The 15,991-nt window shown below is 67.5% G+C and carries 18 protein-coding genes; 14 read left to right on the forward strand and 4 right to left on the reverse strand.

Annotation, left to right across the window (positions count from 1 at the left end):
- Nucleotide 1: 1 nt before the first annotated feature.
- Entirely contained in the window at nucleotides 2–820 is an 819-nt protein-coding gene (locus tag GOARA_RS17170; RefSeq protein WP_007323700.1) for an SDR family NAD(P)-dependent oxidoreductase, read from the reverse strand.
- Nucleotides 821–1,018: 198 nt separating this feature from the next.
- Here GOARA_RS17170 and GOARA_RS17175 point away from each other — a divergent pair, with 198 nt between their 5' ends.
- The 7 genes from GOARA_RS17175 to GOARA_RS17205 all read left to right on the forward strand — a co-directional run bounded on the left by GOARA_RS17175 (nucleotide 1,019) and on the right by GOARA_RS17205 (nucleotide 7,384).
- Complete coding sequence (locus GOARA_RS17175; RefSeq protein ID WP_007323701.1) at nucleotides 1,019–2,194, forward strand: low temperature requirement protein A; 1,176 nt, start codon at nucleotides 1,019–1,021, stop codon at nucleotides 2,192–2,194.
- Nucleotides 2,195–2,315: 121 nt separating this feature from the next.
- The gene (locus GOARA_RS17180) at nucleotides 2,316–3,653 is read left to right on the forward strand and encodes a DUF445 domain-containing protein (RefSeq protein ID WP_040523869.1); all 1,338 of its coding nucleotides are present in this window, start codon (nucleotides 2,316–2,318) and stop codon (nucleotides 3,651–3,653) included.
- Between the two features lie 152 nt (nucleotides 3,654–3,805).
- Nucleotides 3,806–4,222: a helix-turn-helix domain-containing protein gene (locus tag GOARA_RS17185; protein WP_007323703.1), complete on the forward strand. Its 417-nt coding sequence runs from the start codon at nucleotides 3,806–3,808 to the stop codon at nucleotides 4,220–4,222.
- Nucleotides 4,223–4,269: 47 nt separating this feature from the next.
- The gene (locus tag GOARA_RS20320; RefSeq protein WP_007323704.1) at nucleotides 4,270–4,962 is read left to right on the forward strand and encodes a hypothetical protein; all 693 of its coding nucleotides are present in this window, start codon (nucleotides 4,270–4,272) and stop codon (nucleotides 4,960–4,962) included.
- 56 nt (nucleotides 4,963–5,018) lie between these two features.
- Entirely contained in the window at nucleotides 5,019–5,369 is a 351-nt protein-coding gene (locus tag GOARA_RS17195; RefSeq protein ID WP_007323705.1) for a DUF2516 family protein, read from the forward strand.
- 2 nt (nucleotides 5,370–5,371) lie between these two features.
- Nucleotides 5,372–6,130 carry a MerR family transcriptional regulator gene (locus GOARA_RS17200; RefSeq protein WP_007323706.1) on the forward strand — a complete coding sequence of 253 codons (759 nt, stop codon included), beginning with the start codon at nucleotides 5,372–5,374 and terminating at the stop codon, nucleotides 6,128–6,130.
- Nucleotides 6,131–6,133: 3 nt separating this feature from the next.
- A complete protein-coding gene (locus tag GOARA_RS17205) occupies nucleotides 6,134–7,384 on the forward strand; it encodes an alpha/beta fold hydrolase (protein ID WP_007323707.1) in 1,251 nt (416 codons plus the stop codon).
- Here GOARA_RS17205 and GOARA_RS17210 read toward each other — a convergent pair.
- The gene (locus tag GOARA_RS17210; RefSeq protein WP_007323708.1) at nucleotides 7,368–8,423 is read right to left on the reverse strand and encodes a UDP-N-acetylmuramate dehydrogenase; all 1,056 of its coding nucleotides are present in this window, start codon (nucleotides 8,421–8,423) and stop codon (nucleotides 7,368–7,370) included. The genes GOARA_RS17205 and GOARA_RS17210 overlap by 17 nt on opposite strands.
- A 56-nt stretch (nucleotides 8,424–8,479) precedes the next feature.
- Between GOARA_RS17210 and GOARA_RS17215 the strand changes: the two genes are divergently transcribed.
- The 4 genes from GOARA_RS17215 to GOARA_RS17230 are packed head-to-tail and all read left to right on the forward strand — an operon-like array spanning nucleotide 8,480 to nucleotide 11,350.
- Nucleotides 8,480–8,974: a DUF2505 domain-containing protein gene (locus GOARA_RS17215; protein ID WP_007323709.1), complete on the forward strand. Its 495-nt coding sequence runs from the start codon at nucleotides 8,480–8,482 to the stop codon at nucleotides 8,972–8,974.
- Nucleotides 8,975–8,990: 16 nt separating this feature from the next.
- A complete protein-coding gene (locus tag GOARA_RS17220) occupies nucleotides 8,991–9,506 on the forward strand; it encodes a DUF2505 domain-containing protein (protein ID WP_007323710.1) in 516 nt (171 codons plus the stop codon).
- Between the two features lie 14 nt (nucleotides 9,507–9,520).
- Nucleotides 9,521–10,372 carry a carbon-nitrogen hydrolase family protein gene (locus GOARA_RS17225; protein ID WP_007323711.1) on the forward strand — a complete coding sequence of 284 codons (852 nt, stop codon included), beginning with the start codon at nucleotides 9,521–9,523 and terminating at the stop codon, nucleotides 10,370–10,372.
- 12 nt (nucleotides 10,373–10,384) lie between these two features.
- The gene (locus GOARA_RS17230; protein WP_007323712.1) at nucleotides 10,385–11,350 is read left to right on the forward strand and encodes an LmeA family phospholipid-binding protein; all 966 of its coding nucleotides are present in this window, start codon (nucleotides 10,385–10,387) and stop codon (nucleotides 11,348–11,350) included.
- Between the two features lie 405 nt (nucleotides 11,351–11,755).
- Here GOARA_RS17230 and purU read toward each other — a convergent pair whose 3' ends face one another.
- A complete protein-coding gene (gene purU / locus GOARA_RS17235) occupies nucleotides 11,756–12,658 on the reverse strand; it encodes a formyltetrahydrofolate deformylase (protein ID WP_007323713.1) in 903 nt (300 codons plus the stop codon).
- A gap of 26 nt (nucleotides 12,659–12,684) precedes the next feature.
- Here purU and deoC point away from each other — a divergent pair, with 26 nt between their 5' ends.
- The 3 genes from deoC (at nucleotide 12,685) to GOARA_RS17250 (ending at nucleotide 15,182) form a co-directional block, all read left to right on the forward strand.
- Nucleotides 12,685–13,356 carry a deoxyribose-phosphate aldolase gene (gene deoC / locus GOARA_RS17240; RefSeq protein ID WP_007323714.1) on the forward strand — a complete coding sequence of 224 codons (672 nt, stop codon included), beginning with the start codon at nucleotides 12,685–12,687 and terminating at the stop codon, nucleotides 13,354–13,356.
- A gap of 63 nt (nucleotides 13,357–13,419) precedes the next feature.
- Nucleotides 13,420–14,691 carry a L,D-transpeptidase gene (locus tag GOARA_RS17245; protein ID WP_050947338.1) on the forward strand — a complete coding sequence of 424 codons (1,272 nt, stop codon included), beginning with the start codon at nucleotides 13,420–13,422 and terminating at the stop codon, nucleotides 14,689–14,691.
- Between the two features lie 17 nt (nucleotides 14,692–14,708).
- The gene (locus GOARA_RS17250) at nucleotides 14,709–15,182 is read left to right on the forward strand and encodes an SRPBCC domain-containing protein (RefSeq protein ID WP_007323716.1); all 474 of its coding nucleotides are present in this window, start codon (nucleotides 14,709–14,711) and stop codon (nucleotides 15,180–15,182) included.
- Nucleotides 15,183–15,200: 18 nt separating this feature from the next.
- Here the strand turns inward: GOARA_RS17250 and GOARA_RS17255 are convergent, their stop codons facing one another.
- Nucleotides 15,201–15,959 carry an SDR family NAD(P)-dependent oxidoreductase gene (locus GOARA_RS17255; protein ID WP_007323717.1) on the reverse strand — a complete coding sequence of 253 codons (759 nt, stop codon included), beginning with the start codon at nucleotides 15,957–15,959 and terminating at the stop codon, nucleotides 15,201–15,203.
- Between the last annotated feature and the right edge of the window lie 32 nt (nucleotides 15,960–15,991).

Consider the following 15,991-nt stretch of genomic DNA (forward strand, 5'->3'; position numbering starts at 1 on the left):
CTTACTCCTTCGGGGATTCGGCCGGCGGCGGGAACAGGGGTCCGCCGCCGAATACCGCTCGATGCGAGTCTGGCACGGTTGTGCCGTCGTTGTTCGTGATCCCGTGCCGTGCGCCGTACTCGGCGGTGACGACGGTGTGGCCGTTCAGCGCCCCGAGTTCGGGATCGTCGGCCAGGGCGGCGACGACCCGGCCGACGAACTCCGGGTCTTCTGCCCGGTCCACCGAGAACCCCGCGAAGTCGGTGAGCCCGCTTCCCAGGAGCAGCGGCGTGCGGATGAGCCCCAGCCACAGCGAGACGGCGGTGACCCCGGTTCCGTCCAGTTCGGCGCCCATGTCGAAGGCCATCTTGTCCAGCGCGGTCTTGCCCATCCCGTACAGCACGGAGTGGAGGTGACCGCGACTCCCGAACGACGACGTCGACGCGATCAGGCCGCTGCCCTGGGGGACCATGATCTGCGCGGCGTGGACCGCGGCGACGTAGTGGGCCCGTACGCCGATCCCGATCAGCGAGTCCCAGTCCGAAACCGGCCGTTCGTAGAACTTGGCCGTGAACCCGGCGAAGCCGGGCGGGGAGGCCCACGCGTTGTTCACCAGGAGATCGAGCCGACCGGCCTCGTCGGCGACGCGGGCGAAAGCGGCGGCGACGGGCTCGTCGTCGGCGTGGTCGACGGCCAGCGCGACGGTCCCGTCCGGGCCGGTACCGCGCCGGGACGTGCCGTAGACGCGCCAGCCGGCGTCGCGCAGCGCACTCGCCACACCCCATCCGACTCCGCGGCTCGCTCCGGTAATGAGGGCGATTCGTTGTTCGACAGCGGGCACTCGCCCAGCCTAGTGCCGCGCGCATCGCGGTTGTCGCGCGGACAGCCTAGATCCTCGTGGGGGGGAATCAGCCGCGCGCACGTGGTCGGTCACACCGCGACACCCGTCGTTCTAGCGGAGGGGCTCGGTGTGCCGGATAGAGTCGACTCAGATGAGTTACCCAGTCCACATTGTTTCGAACTGAAGTAGCGACACCCTATGCACGTGAACACAACAAGCATCGCCAGGCGAGAGAGGCTCCACCGATCTGAGGTGGGACCGATTGAACTGTTCTTCGATCTGGTCTATGTCTTTGCAATAATTCAACTCTCACACCTGCTCCTTCATCATCTGACCTGGTTGGGTGCGTTGCAGACCGCCGTCTTGTTCTTCGCGGTGTGGTGGGCATGGAACTACTCGGCGTGGGCGATGAACTGGCTGAACCCAGGCAATGGTGCCGTGCGCATTCTGAACGCATCGCTTATGCTGCTAGGCCTCGGCATGGCGATCGTGCTTCCAGATGCCTTCGGTGACAAGGGGCTTCTCTTCGCATGTTTCTACGTGGCGGCCCAGGTCATCCGGCCGCTATTTATGATGTTCGCTTTTCGCGGTGAGCAGTTGGCGGCTAACTATCGCAACCTCCTGGCCTGGTCGGCGAGTGCCGGGTTGCTCTGGTTGTTCGGCGGTCTTCTCGAACCGGATCTCCGGCTAGTCGTCTGGATCTCCGCGCTCTTCATCGACTATTTCGCACCTCGCGCCGGTTACCGGTTCCCGTTACTGGGATCGGCGCCTATGCGCATGTGGGATGTCGACGCCGAACACCTTGCTGAACGCAATCGACTCGTCTTCATCATTGCTCTCGGAGAGTCCATCTTGGTGATGGGCTTCACGCTCAGTGGGCTCTCCGTATTCACTCCTGTGGTCATCGTGTCGGCGATTGTGGGCTTTGGATGCCTCTATGTCCTGTGGTGGAACTATTTCGCACTCGACGAGGGAGACACTCGTCACGGCGGGAAGGCGGACACTGGCGTGCTGCGCTCGGCGTACGCCTACGCCCACTCCCTCATGGTCGCCGGGGCGATCGTATTGGCGGTCTCCATCGAGATGCTTTTGACGCGAGAGCAGACCGACCGGGCTTTTCTTGTTGTCAGCGTGGCCGGTCCGATGCTCTATCTGATGGGCAACGTGCTATTCCTACGCTCGCGATCTGATGCCCTTGCCTGTTCGCGTTATGGCGCCATGGGAGTGCTCCTGCTGACCGTCGCTACGTCAGCCTTATTCGGGGAGGACATGTCGCCGCTCGTTCCCGCCGCCGCGATCTTCGTGGTCATGGCGGCACTCGGCATCTACACGCAGTATGTGGGAGCACGGACGAACGGTGCCGAGGCGGTGTAGCCCGCCGACCGTAGTCCTGATCGGCGGAACCTGATTCGTTGCGAACAAGTTGGGCATGCGTATGGAACCGAATTTCCCGGCCAGTGGCATGCCCGCAGGTAAGTAGGAAAGACTGGACGCTATGTCTTCGCCAGTAATGTCACCGGGTTCGGCACCGGACGCGTCGAGTCCGCCGTCGTCGCCGGCGTTGAGCGCGCTCGGCGCGCAGGCCGACGAACAGCGCCGCCGCGACCTGCGGAAGATGAAGCTCGTCGCGACCGGGTTTCTGGTCTTCGCCGCGTGCGTCTACTTGTTCACCCGTTACCTGGAGGCGCGCGACGGGGCGAACCTCGCCGGCTGGGTTCCCTACGTGCGCGCCGCGTCGGAAGCCGGAATGGTGGGTGCGCTCGCCGACTGGTTCGCGGTCACCGCGCTGTTCCGCCACCCGCTCGGCCTGCCGATTCCGCACACCGCGCTCATCAAGCGCAAGAAGGACCAGATCGGTGACCAGCTCGGCGGGTTCATCGAGGAGAACTTCATGGTGCCCGAGCTCATCGAGCAGCGGGCCGCCAGTCTCGAGCTGCCGCGTCGGGTGTCGACCTGGCTCGCCGACCCGGTCAACGCGCCGCGGGTGGCCGACGAGGCGTCCCGGCTGCTGTCGCTGGCCGCGGAGATGCTGGAGGACGAAGACGTCGAACGGTTCCTGATGGCGGCGGTGAAGTGGGCGGCCGAACCGCAGTGGTCTCAGCCGATGGGGCGGATCCTGGAGCAGCTCGTCGAGGAGAAGCGGCTCGAACCGATGCTGCAACTGGGGTGCGACCGGGCGCACGAGTGGGCGCTGGGCAGCCTCGACCTGATCGACCGGTTGATCGACCGCGACGGGCCGCAGTGGATGCCGAAGTTCGCCGCGAACTTCGTCGGCGACAAGATCTACAAGGAACTCGTCGAGTTCACCGCGAAGGTGGCCGCCGATCCGGATCACGAACTGCGCCGCGCGATGCTCGGCGCGATCACCCAGTTCTCCCACGACCTCCAGTACGACCCGGAGACCATCGCCAAGTTCGAGAACCTGAAGACCGAGCTGGTGGGGCGCGACGAGGTGACCGGCGCGGCGTCGACGGCCTGGAAGGCGGGCAAGGCGGTCATCGAGAAGATGCTCGACGACCCGAACGACACGTTGCGCAACACCATCACCAACTCGGTGATCCAGGTGGCCGAGCGCATCCGTTCCGACGAGCAGTTGCAGCAGAAGATGAACGGCTGGGTGGCGCGCGGCGCCCACCACGTCGCGTCGAACTACGCCAACGAGATCATCTCGGTCATCACCGAAACCGTCCGCGGGTGGGATGCGCAGGAGACCAGCGACAAGATCGAGTTGCAGGTCGGCCGCGACCTCCAGTTCATCCGGATCAACGGCACCGTCGTGGGCGCCCTGGCGGGCCTGGCGATTTACACCGTCTCGGTTCTTATCTTCCATTAGCCGGTCCCGGCCGGAATCCTTGTTGCCGTCGACGACGGTTCGTCAAAGACGCTTCTGAGCAGCGGGATGTGGCATTGCTAACAGGGCGCTTGCTTTTGCTAGCACGGGCGGTGATACTGAGTCGGTCGACCGACAACCCAAGGTGGATCGCAATGACCAACGACACGGCTCAAACGCCCCCGGCCTCGCCGGACGGCTCGGCCACGACGATCGACGCGGTGACCAATGCCGCATCGGACATCGGGGCTTTCATCCGGTCGCAGCGCGTCGCCGCCAAGGTGTCGCTGCGGCAACTCGCCGAGCGTGCCGGAGTCAGTAACCCGTATTTGAGTCAGATCGAACGCGGGCTGCGGAAACCGTCGGCCGATGTGCTCGCACAGATCGCCAAGGGGCTTCGCGTCTCGGCGGAGGTCCTCTACGTGCGGGCGGGAATCCTCGAAGAGCGCCCCGCCTCCCCGGTGCGTGACGCGTTGATTGCCGACGAGTCGATCAGCGAACGACAGCGGCAGATGCTGCTGGAGATCTACGAGTCGTTCCGCAACGAGAATCAGGCCAACCACGCCGAGTAGCACCCACGTTTCCCTCGAAACACCGACCTCAGAAATAGGAGACCCGCATGACCGAGAACCCCTTCAACAACGCCGTCGCGCAGGCGACTGCCGTGCTCAACCAGCTTCGCGAGCGCAGCGAGGCCACCATCGAGCAGGCCCAGAGCCGCTTCGAGGACACCCGCGACACCGCGCAGGGCCGTTTCGACGAGACCTGGGAGCAGGCCGTCGCCCGCTTCAACGAGGCCAAGGAGCGTCTCTCGGCGCTGCCCGTCGAACTCCCCACCGACCTGGACGAGCTGCGCGCCAAGTTCAGCCCCGAAGAACTGCGCAAGGTCGCCGAGAGCTACCTGGCCGTCGCCGCCGGCGTGCTGAGCTCGCTCAGCGAGCGTCGCGACGAGGTCGTCGAGAAGCTCAAGGAGTACCCGCTGGTCGAGGAGAACCTGCCCAAGCTGGAGAAGGTGTACAACGATGCCCGCGGCCTGACCGAGGAGGCGCTGGGCACTATCTCCGACCAGTCGCTGAGCGTCGGCGAGCGCGCCGCCGCGCTGGTCAACCTGCCTGCTGACCAGGCCAAGAAGGCCCCGGCGAAGAAGGCTCCGGCCAAGAAGGCCGCCGCCAAGAAGGCTCCCGCCAAGAAGGCCGCCGCCAAGAAGACTCCGGCGAAGAAGGCTCCGGCCAAGACCGCTGCGAAGTCGACCGCGGCCAAGAAGGCCCCGGCGAAGAAGGCTCCTGCTAAGAAGGCCGCGCCGAAGAAGTAGTCCGCGCAGACCGCGTCTGACGAAGTCCACGCCCCGCTCTCGCATAGAGTTGGGGCGTGGATTTCGTTAGCGCCGTCGATTTTGTTGGTTCGCTGGGTCTCGCCCAGGTCTACGTCATACGCACGCTGGGCATCGTCGCGGGGCTGGCCGGCATCGTGACGGTCGTGCATGCCGCACTCCAGCGCCCCGACGCCTTCACCGCGGTCGACCGCCAGACCAAGGGCTTCTGGGTCGGCATTCTGGCGTTGTCGACGCTGTTTCTCGCCTTGTTCGGTGTCGCAGCGGGCGGCGGGCCGATCATCGGCATGATCTGCCTCCTCGGCCTCGTAGCGGTCATCGTCTATCTCGTGGACGTCCGCCCGAAGGTCGACGAGGTCCAGGGCAAGCGCTGGTTCCGGAAACTCTGACCGTGGCCGAGTACCGAATCAACGACCTCGCCCAAGTCTCGGGCGTGTCGGTTCGCAACATCCGCGTCTACCAGGACCGCGGATTGTTGCCGCCTCCGGTCATCAAGGGCCGCACCGGCTGGTACTACGACGAGCATCTCATCCGGCTGAATCTGATCTCGCGGATGCTTGAGCGCGGCTACACCTTCGCCACGATCAGCGAGCTGCTGGCGGCCGCGCACCACGGTATGACCGTCGAGCACGTGCTGCGCGGGAGCACCAAGCGGAGCCGGTTCCAGACGTTCAAACGCGCCGCGACGATCACCATCGCCGAGCTGCGCAAGTCGCTGGGCGCCAGCGACAAGACCATCGCGCTCAGCCAGAAGCTCGGCCTGCTGGCCAAAGAGGGCGCCGGCTTCGCGGTGACCAACCCCGAACTCCTCGAAGGTGCCGAGGCGCTCGTGAAGGGCGGCGTCGACATCGACGTTCTGCTGGACCGGTGGCTGCGCGTGCAGGGGGATCTCGAGGACGTCGCCCACAGCTTCGTTTCGATCATCACCGAACGGTTCGTCGACGAGCGCCTGCTCGGGCTCGACGACGTGCAGGTCGGTCAGATTTCCGAGCTGATCCGCCGGGTACGACCCCTTGCCCACGAGATCGTGGACAGCACCTTCACCAAGGCGCTGGACCGCGAGATCTCCAACGCGCTGGCCGAGGTCACCAAGATCCTCGAATCCGATACCCCCGGTGGTTCGGCCCAATCGGGCGCAGAGCAGGATTGAGGCATGAAGTTCTCCCGTGTAATCGCTGCGGCCGCACTCATCGGCGGCGGTGGCGTGGCAGCCGGCGTCACCCGTCTTCTCGGCGGCACGATCGTCGAGGCGCTCCGCGGGGCGCCGGTTCCGCACGACGTACCCGACCCGGCCCTGGCCACCCCGCCCGCCGCCCCCTACCGCAGTCACGTGCACACCGCCGACGGGGCGGAGCTGAACGTGCTGACCTACCCGGCGAGCGACCCGGGGGACACCTCCGACATCGTGGTGCTCGTCCACGGCTGGACCTGCAACACCGCCTACTGGAATCCGCAGATCAACCATCTCCTCGGCAAGCGCACCATCGTCGCCTACGACCAGCGCGGGCATGGCGAGTCCAGGCTGGGCAGCGCCCGGCCGACGGCGGCGCTTCTCGGGTCGGACCTCGAGGCGGTTCTCGCCGCTTCGGTCCCGCCCGGCCGCAAGGCGGTCCTGATCGGTCACAGCCTCGGCGGCATCACGATCCAGGCGTGGGCCGACCAGCATGCCGACGAGGTGAACGAGCGCATCTCCGCCGTCGTCCTCCAGTCCACCGCCGCGACCGACATCCTCGGCCGCCACCGGCTGTTCCAGGACGACCGCCCGGCCTACACCAAGCCGTTCGAGCACATCACCGGCGTCCTGTTCGCCAGCACGCCGCTGCCGCTGCCGGCGACCAAGGAAGGCCCGCGCGTCGCGCGCTACATCACCATGTCGGAGAACGCGCGTGGCGCACACGTCGCCTTCGTCGACGAGATGGTGCGCGCCTGCTCGCCGCTGGCCCGCGGCCTGCTGGGCAGCGGCATGGTCGGCTTCGACGTGCGTACCGGCACGGCGGCGCTGACCGTTCCGACGACCGTGATCGTCGGGACCGAGGACAGGCTGCTGCCCCCGGTCCACTCGCAGGAGATCGCCGACATCCTCGAGCGGGTCGGCGCGCTGCGGCGCCACGTCGTCCTCGACGACATCGGGCACATGTTGAGCATCGAGGCCTCTGACGCCTTCAACGAGGTCGTCGACGAAGCGGTCGGCCTGGGTGCCCAGGCCCCGGCGAAGAAGGCTCCCGCCAAGAAGGCTCCCGCGAAGAAGGCCGCGGCGACCAAGACGCCCGCGAAGAAGGCGGCGACCAAGACGCCCGCGAAGAAGGCGGCTGCCAAGAAGCCGGCGGCCAAGCCGGCCGTCGCGCAGGCTCCTGCCGAGCAGGCGCAGGCGAAGCCCGCCGACAGCGCTACAGACGGCAGTTGACGAAGACCGGTTCCGGGGTCAGCGCGACCCCGAACCGGGCATGCACGCCGTCGCGGACTTCGCGCGCCAGCGCCAGCAGGTCGGCGGTCGTCGCCGAGCCCCGATTGGTCAGTGCGAGCGTGTGTTTGGTCGACAGGCGGACGGGCGCGTCCGGACCGGGGTAGCCCTTGGTGAAACCGGCGCGCTCGATCAGCCATCCGGCCGAAAGCTTGGTGTCCTCACCGGACGCGAACTGGGGAATGACGACCTCGGGTCCGACGACGACGGCGATCTGTGCGATCACAGCCGCGATCTCGCGGGCCGAGACGATGGGGTTCGTGAAGAAGGATCCGGCGCTGTAGGTGTCCGGATCGTCGGCGTCGAGGACCATGCCTTTCGACCGGCGCAGGCGCAGAACGGCCTCGCGCACGTCGTCGGCGGCCGCGGTCTGGCCGTCGTCGCGGCGCAGTTCTCGCGCCAGCTCCCGGTAGGTCAACGGCGCCGACACCCCGCCGGGCCGCAGCCACAGCGAGACGCGGGTGACGATGCGGTCGTCGCGGAACTTCAGGTTGGAGTGCCGGTAGCGCAGGTCCAGGTCCCGCGGTTCGTGCCAAACGAGGCTGCGGGCCGCGCGGTCGTAGATCTCGACGGCACGCAGCGCGTCGGCGATCTCCACGCCGTACGCGCCGACGTTCTGCACGGGGGTCGCGCCCGTCGATCCCGGAATCCCCGACAGGCACTCCAACCCGCCGAAACCCTCGGCGATGGTGCGCGCGACCAACGCGTCCCACGTGACCCCGGCGTCGGCGGTCACGAACGGCCGGTCGTCGTCGGTACCGAACTCCACCGTGTCCGACCCGATTCGCACGACTACACCGTCGAATCCCTCGTCGGCGACGACGAGGTTGGACCCGCCACCGACGACCAGCACCGCGTCACCGGCATCGTCGGCGCGCGTCAGCGCCTCCTCCATGGCTTCGGTGGTGGTTGTTTCGATGACTTCGCGGGCGGGTCCGCCGAGTCGCAGCGTCGTCAGGTCGGCGATGATCGGGGAGCTCACGGATAAGACGCTAGCGCACACGGTGAACCGGTCCCGGTTGTGATGGGATAGAGCCCATGGCAACGAATCTGGAGCACACCGTCTCCTTCCCGTTCGGCACCGAACGTCTGTGGGAGGTCGTCACCAGCGAGAAGTATTGGCGCGACCTGCTCACCGCGATCAATCGCGACAAGGGCGTGCTGGAATCCTTCGACGTTACCGGCGACACCGTGACGGTCGTGTGTAAGCAGGTCGTCGACGAGGGGAAGCTGCCGTCGATCGTCACCAAGATCCGCTCGGGCGACCTGGTCATTCCGCGCCGGACGGTCCTGCGGCGCGTGGGCAACGAGATCACCGGCGATCTGGAGGCCACCGTCGAGGGTGCGCCGGCCAAGGTGAGCGGAACCCAGGTGAGCAGCGGTGATCCGTCCACCACTCGCTACACCGCGTCGGTGTCCGTCGGCATTCCGCTGGTGGGCGGAAAGATCGAGAAGGCGATCGGCGAGCAGCTCATCGCGCTGCTCGACGCGGAGCGCGACGAGACGCTCAATTGGGAAGCGGGCAACCGCTAACGGTAGCCTGACCGTCATGGCACGACGGCTCAGCTATTCGGCCCGCTACCCGCAGCCCGCCGAAAAGCTCTACCAGGCACAGATGGAACGGCAGTACTGGGACGACATGATGGCGGGGTTCCAGATGCTCTCGCCGCACTGCGAGGTCGCCGACTTCACCGCCGACCCCTCCGTCGGGATGCGCGTGGTGCTCAAGCAGACCATCGGTCGCGACCAACTGCCCCCGCTCGCGCAGACCGTGATGATGAAAGACATGATCATCACCCGCGAAGAGTCGTTCGGCGTCTTCCACCCCGACGATGTCACGTCCGGCAGCTACAACGCGTCGATCCCCGCGGGTCCGGGCAGCCTCAACGGCGTGCAGGAACTCTTCGCCACCGACACCGGCTGCACCATTCGCAAAACCACCGAGGTCAAGGTCTTCGTCCCGTTCGTCAACAGCAAGCTCGAGCAGCTCATGCTGGTGAATCTCGTCGACCTTTTCCGCGCCGAGGCGGAGTACGCGAAGGACTGGATCGACAAGAACCTCTGACTAGGCTGGTCGCCATGCGCGTAGCGATGGCACAGATCACGGCCGGGACCGACCCGGCCGCGAACCTGGAATTGCTCGCCGAGCGGGTCGCGCTCGCCGCCGACGGCGGAGCCGACCTCGTCGTGTTCCCGGAGGCGACCATGTGCCGGTTCGGAGTGCCGCTGCGCGGCATCGCCCAACCGCTCGACGGCCCGTGGGCGGCCGGTGTGCGGGACGTGGCCCGCCAGCACGGGATCGCCGTCGTCGCCGGCATGTTCACGCCCGGCTCGGACGATACCGCGAACGCGCGCGTGCGCAACACCGTCGTCGTCGCCGACCGCGAGGGCGCATTGAGCGGCTACGACAAGATCCATCTCTACGACGCGTTCGGTTTCGCCGAATCCGCGACGGTCGAGGCGGGATCGTCCGCGCTCGTCGTCGACCTGCCGCTGGCGGACGGCACGTCGACGAGGCTGGGCGTGGCGACCTGCTACGACATCCGGTTCCCGGAACTGTTCGGCGTGCTGGCCGACGCGGGCGCCGAGGTGATCGCCGTTCCGACGTCGTGGGGCGCCGGTCCGGGGAAGGTCGAGCAGTGGCGCACGCTGACCGCAGCGAGGGCACTCGATTCGGGAGCCTACGTCGTCGCGGTCGACCAGGCGCCGCCCCCCGACGGCGGACAACAGGCGCCGACGGGAATCGGTCGCAGCCGCCTGATCGATCCGTTCGGTAGCGTGGTGGACGACGAATACGGCGAGTCGCCGGCACTGGGGGTCCATACCATCGACCCGGCCAGGGTGGCGACGGCTCGTGAAGCGCTGGGAATGCGGGCGAACCGACGCGACTTCGCCCATCCCGGCGGACCGACGACCCCGAGCGATCGATAGGAGACGGGGCCAGTGACCAATGACGACGAATGGACCGCTGCAGGCGAACCGCCGAGCGAATGGCCGACGAAGGCGAGGGGATCGGAGGCGCCCACCGAGTCGGTGGCTTCGCAGGATCCGACGCCGGCACCCGATTCGGGTCCAGCCGTGCGACCGCACAAATCCGCGGTCACCAAGGAGGCTCCCTCGCGACGCAACACCAAGCGCTGGGTGACGATCGGCCTGGTCGCGGCGCTCGTGCTGGCCGTCGTGGGACTGGGTGGTTCGGAGTTGTATCTGCGCCACCAGGTGACCAGCTGTCTCAGCAAGGCGTTCGCCTCGATCACCGGAGCGCCGACGAAGGTCAGTCTCAGCGGCAAGCCGATGCTGCTGCAGGCCTGGAGCAAGGAGATCCCGTTCGTCCAGGTCAACTCGACCGGCGACGGCGACTCGGAGGGCGAGCTGGATCTGCGCGTCGAGGACATCCGCAGCACCGGTGAGGCCTCGACGATCGGAAAGATCACCGGGACGGGGTACGTGCCCTTCGACCAGGTCGTGAAATCGGCCCAGGAGGGCGGCGGCATGCTGGGTTCACCCCCGGGCGGTGCCGGCGGCGCTGGCGGACCCGGACAGATCGAACGGATCAGCGGCAACGCCGACGGCACCTTCGATGTCGCCACGACCGTGACCGCCGTGATCATCCCGGTACCGGTGACGGTGACCCTGCGTCCCGGCGTCCGTGACGGGAAGGCCTACTTCGAGGTCGTCCGGGCCGACGTCGTCGGCTTCGGCATCCCGCCGGACTTCGCACAGAACATCGTCGACGAAGTCACGACCGCCACCTTCGGGTCGACGATGCGGAACCTGTCGCTGTCGAAGCTGGGCATGCGCGGCAGCGGAGGCATCGAATTCGCGGTCAACGGCTCCGACATCACCGTCGACGAGAATCTTGTCCGCCCGCGCACCGACTGCGCCGAAGTCACGACAGCGGCTGGCTGATTCACGCGGCGTTGAATGGTGGTCGAGTGCCCGGCGAGGCGCTAGCCGAGTGGGCGTATCGAGACCATCGCAGGCCGGTCTTGCTGGGTGAGTAGCTGCCCACTCGGCAAGGGTAGGGTGCCCAGTCGACGAAGGTGTGGTGCCCACTCGGCGTCTATTCGGTGGTCGAGTGCCCGGCGAGGCGCTAGCCGAGTGGGCGTATCGAGACCATCGCAGGCCGGTCTTGCTGGGTGAGTAGCTGCCCACTCGGCAAGGGTGGGGTGCCCAGTCGGCGTCTATTCGGTGGTCGAGTGCCCGGCGAGGCGCTAGCCGAGCGGGCGTATCGAGACCATCGCAGGCCGGTCTTGCTGGGTGAGTAGCTGCCCACTCGGCAAAGGTGAGGTGCCCACTCGGCGAATCGGTGGCCTAGTCGAAGACGACGGTCTTGTCGCCGTGCACCAGCACGCGGTCCTCGAGGTGCCAGCGCACGCCGCGGGCCAGCACCAGCGTCTCGATGTCGCGCCCTTGCCGCACCATGTCGGCGACATTATCGCTGTGGTCGACGCGGATGACGTCCTGCTCGATGATGGGCCCGGCGTCCAGGTCGGCGGTGACGTAGTGGCAGGTTGCGCCGATGAGCTTCACGCCGCGCGCGAAGGCCTGATGGTAGGGGCGGGCCCCGACGAAACTGGGCAGGAAACTGTGGTGGATGTTGATCGCGCGGCGCGCCCAGCGCTCGCACAGCTCGGCGGGCAGGATCTGCATGAACCGCGCCAGGACGATCGCATCCGGGTCGTGCTCGTCGACGATCGCCGCGACGCGCTCGAAGGCCTCGGCCTTCACCGAATCCCGCGAGGCGCCGGCTCCGTCGAAGGGGACCAGGTGGAACGGCACGCCGAACCGCTCGGTCAGATCGCCGAGAGCCGAGTGGTTGCCGATGACGGCGGCGATCTCACCGGGGAACTCGCCGCGACTCGCCCGTCCGAGCAGGTCGATCAGGCAGTGGCTCTCCTTACTCACCAGGAGCACCACCTTCTTCCGTGTGCCGGAATCGGTGAGACGCCATTCGGTGTCCGGGTGGAACTGCTCGGCGGCCAGGGCGGCGAACCGCTGGCGCAACTCGTCGATACCGCAGCCGACGGAATCGGCGCGCACGGCCTGCCTGGTGAAGAACCAGTTGGAGTCGGCGTCGGAGTGGTAGGCGGCCTCGGTGATCCATGCGCCGGCGTCGGCGAGGAACCCGGCGATCCGCGCCACGATGCCCGTCTCGTCCGGGCATCCGAGGGTCAGGATGAAACGGCGGTCGTCGGCGGCGGTGTCAGGATGCACCCGTCCAGTGTGTCAAGCTGGCCAGCATGACCGCACACGACCTCACCCGGGCGCATGTCGCGCAGCTCGTCGACCACACGTTGCTCAAGCCGGAGGCGACCCGCTCCGACGCGGAAGCGACGGTCGCCGAAGCCGCGGACCTGGGCGTCTATGCAGTATGCCTGTCGCCGTCGATGTTGCCGATCAGTACCGGCGACCAGCGACTGGCCGTGGTCGCCGGCTTCCCGTCGGGCAAGCACCACGCCCTTGTCAAAGCCGCCGAAGCCCGCATGGCGGTTGACCACGGCGCACAGGAGGTCGACATGGTGATCGACATCGGTGCAGCAGTCGACGGCCGCTACGACGAGGTGTTCGCCGATGTCGTGACCGTCGCGCAGGCCATCGGCGACGACGCGCTGCTGAAGGTGATCGTCGAGTCGGCCGTGCTGCTGCGCGACGCCGGCCCGGACGCACTGCAGCGCGTTTGCGAGCAGGCGGTGGCGGCCGGGGCGGGGATGGTCAAGACGTCCACCGGTTTCCACCCGGCGGGCGGGGCCAGCGTGGAGGCCGTCGCGCTGATGGCCGACGCGGTCGGCGGCAGCGCCGGAATCAAGGCGAGCGGCGGGATCCGCGACGCCGCCTTCGCCGCCGAACTGATCGCGGCCGGTGCGACGCGGCTGGGTCTGTCGCAGACGGCAGCGGTGCTCGACGGCTTCTGATCGCCCGGCCGTGACAGGCGATGTTCAGAAACCGTCACTACGCTGGCGTCAGTGAGCCAGTCAATGTCTGATCCAGGTCGCCGGCCGACCGGGCGGCAACCGAATCGCCGCACCGTGCTCGCCGCGGCCGGAGTGGGAGTGGTCGGAGCGGCCGTCGCCGCCTGCACGCGGTCCGATGATCGGCCGGAGGGTCCGCGGGAGCCGACCGTCAAGGTCGACTACTCGGCCGGAAAAGAACCGATCAACCCGACCGAGAAAGTGGCCGTCACGGTTCGCGACGGTGTGCTGAATCCCGATGTGAAGCTCCTGCGCCCGGACGGCAAAGCGGTGACGGGCAGTATGTCCGACGACCGGTCGACGTTCACCGTCGCGGGGCCGCTGGGCTACGGCAAGACGTACACCTGGTCGGGCAGCGCCACCGGGTACGACCGGGTCGGCGTCGAGCTGAGCGGAACCGTCGTCACGCTGACGCCCAAGGCGATCGCCGAGATGACCGTGAACATCGGCGACGGCCAGGAGGTGGGGATCGCCGCGCCTGTCATCCTCAAGTTCAACCGGACCGTCACCGACAAGGAGACCGTCGAGAAGGCCCTGACCGTCACGACGGATCCGCCGACCGAGGGCGCGTGGGGCTGGCTCGGAGAGGACAACGGGTCGCGGGTGCACTGGCGTCCGCGCGAATACTTCAAGCCGGGTACCAAGGTGCACGTCTCGGCGAAGCTCTACGGCGTCGACTGCGGCGACGGGGTCTTCGGCGACAGCGACGTCACCGTCGATTTCGCGATCGCGCGCTCGCAGATCGTCAAGGCGGATGCGAACTCGCACCAGATCGTCGTCGTGCGGGACGGCGCACCGATCATGACGCTCCCGTGCAGCTACGGCACCGGCGATCTGGATCGCAACGTGACCCGCTCCGGCATCCACGTCGTCACCGAGAAGTGGGCGGACTTCTACATGACCAACCCGGCCGCCGGGTACTTCCGGATCCGCGAACGCTGGGCCGTGCGCATCTCCAACAACGGCGAGTTCATCCACGCCAATCCGGAGACGGTCGGCGTGCAGGGGTCGTCGAACGTGACCAACGGATGCATCAACCTGTCGCTGGCGAACGCCGAACGGTACTTCCACACCGCGCTGTACGGCGATCCGGTCGAGGTCACCGGAACCCGGATACCGCTTTCGGAGAGCGACGGGGACATCTTCGACTGGACCTACAGCTGGCCGCAGTGGCAGCGGCTGTCGGCGATCCGCAACGACGTGCCGGTGCGGTCGGCCCCGGCCACGCCCTCCGGCGCTCCCGCGGTCCCGTCGAGGGCTCCCGCGCAACCGCGGTAGCGGGCTACGCTTGGACGGTGAGCTTCGTCCTCGAACATTCAGTGGAGATCGCCGCCCCCGCGGCGACGGTGTGGGCCGTACTCACCGACTTCGACAACTACGGCCAGTGGAATCCGTTCGTCCCCCGCGCCTCGTCCCGGCTGGAACCGGGCGCGCCGATCGACATGGATGTCGCACTGCGCGGCGGCAAGCTGCGCCGCCAGCGCGAGTTCATCAATCGCGTCGACCCCGGCCGTGCGTTCAGCTACTCGATGAAGCCGGCGCCGCTCGGTCTGCTGCGCAGTGTGCGCGAGCAGAGCGTCACGCCGTCGGGTCCGGGGACCTGCCACTACGCATCGCACTTCCAGATCGACGGCCCGTTGTCGCCGGTCGTCTCGGCGTTGCTCGGCAAGGATCTGCGACGCGGATTCGACGAGATGGCCGCGAGCCTCAAATCGCACGCCGAGCATCTAGCCGGCGGCGCGAAACACACCCCGCTGATCGGGCGCTGACCCGACGGGTGCGGCGCGCTAGCCCGTCTTGATGTTGCGGCGGGCGGTGGCCTGGTCGCGCGGCTTGATGACGATCTGGTCGAGGTTCACGTGCGGTGGGCGGGAGGCCGCGAACGCGATCACCTCGGCGACGTCGTCGGCCACCAACGGGGTCAAGCCCTCGTAGACGGCATCGGCGCGCTCTTGATCGCCGTCGAACCGCACCACCGAGAACTCGGTCTCCACCAGACCCGGTGCGATCTCGGTCAGCCGGATCGGCTTGCCCAGCAATTCCAGGCGCAACGTCCGGTGTACGAGCGCCTGCGCATGCTTGGCCGCGGTGTACCCGGCACCGTTGTCATAGGCTTCGAGCGCGGCGACCGACGTCACCGTCACGACGAGTCCGTCGCCGGACGCCTCCAGCGCGGGTAGCAGGGCCTTGGTGATCCGCATCGTCCCGATGACGTTGGTCTCCCACATCCATCGCCAGTCCTCTTCGACCGCCTCGGCGACCGGCGCCAGCCCCTTGGCGCCGCCGGCGTTGTTGACCAGCACGTCGACCCGGTCGAGGTCGGCGACGAACGCGGCGACCGATTCCGGGTCCGTCACGTCGAGGGCGCGGCCGATGCCGCCGATCTCCTCGGCGAGGGCGGTGATGCGATCGAGGCGGCGGGCGCCGACGACGACCAGGTAGCCGTCCGCGGCCAGGGCGCGGGCGGTGGCCTCACCGATGCCGGAGCTTGCTCCGGTGACGACGGCGACGCGGCGTTGGGCGGCTGTTTCCTGGGTAGCAGTCATGGTTTCGGTCTATGCCATGGACTGCGGGGCGC

This window comes from Gordonia araii NBRC 100433 (assembly GCF_000241265.1).
Taxonomy (GTDB): Bacteria; Actinomycetota; Actinomycetes; order Mycobacteriales; family Mycobacteriaceae; genus Gordonia; species Gordonia araii.

What these genes read in the sequence shown, in the direction of transcription:
- deoC (WP_007323714.1), top strand. Translation starts at nt 12,685, where the DNA reads ATGACCGCACACGACCTCACCCGGGCGCATGTCGCGCAGCTCGTCGAC.
- GOARA_RS17255 (WP_007323717.1), bottom strand. Translation starts at nt 15,959, where the DNA reads ATGACTGCTACCCAGGAAACAGCCGCCCAACGCCGCGTCGCCGTCGTC.
- GOARA_RS17175 (WP_007323701.1), top strand. Translation starts at nt 1,019, where the DNA reads ATGCACGTGAACACAACAAGCATCGCCAGGCGAGAGAGGCTCCACCGA.
- GOARA_RS17215 (WP_007323709.1), top strand. Translation starts at nt 8,480, where the DNA reads ATGGCAACGAATCTGGAGCACACCGTCTCCTTCCCGTTCGGCACCGAA.
- GOARA_RS17185 (WP_007323703.1), top strand. Translation starts at nt 3,806, where the DNA reads ATGACCAACGACACGGCTCAAACGCCCCCGGCCTCGCCGGACGGCTCG.
- GOARA_RS17220 (WP_007323710.1), top strand. Translation starts at nt 8,991, where the DNA reads ATGGCACGACGGCTCAGCTATTCGGCCCGCTACCCGCAGCCCGCCGAA.
- GOARA_RS17180 (WP_040523869.1), top strand. Translation starts at nt 2,316, where the DNA reads ATGTCTTCGCCAGTAATGTCACCGGGTTCGGCACCGGACGCGTCGAGT.
- GOARA_RS17245 (WP_050947338.1), top strand. Translation starts at nt 13,420, where the DNA reads ATGTCTGATCCAGGTCGCCGGCCGACCGGGCGGCAACCGAATCGCCGC.
- GOARA_RS17205 (WP_007323707.1), top strand. Translation starts at nt 6,134, where the DNA reads ATGAAGTTCTCCCGTGTAATCGCTGCGGCCGCACTCATCGGCGGCGGT.
- GOARA_RS20320 (WP_007323704.1), top strand. Translation starts at nt 4,270, where the DNA reads ATGACCGAGAACCCCTTCAACAACGCCGTCGCGCAGGCGACTGCCGTG.
- GOARA_RS17225 (WP_007323711.1), top strand. Translation starts at nt 9,521, where the DNA reads ATGCGCGTAGCGATGGCACAGATCACGGCCGGGACCGACCCGGCCGCG.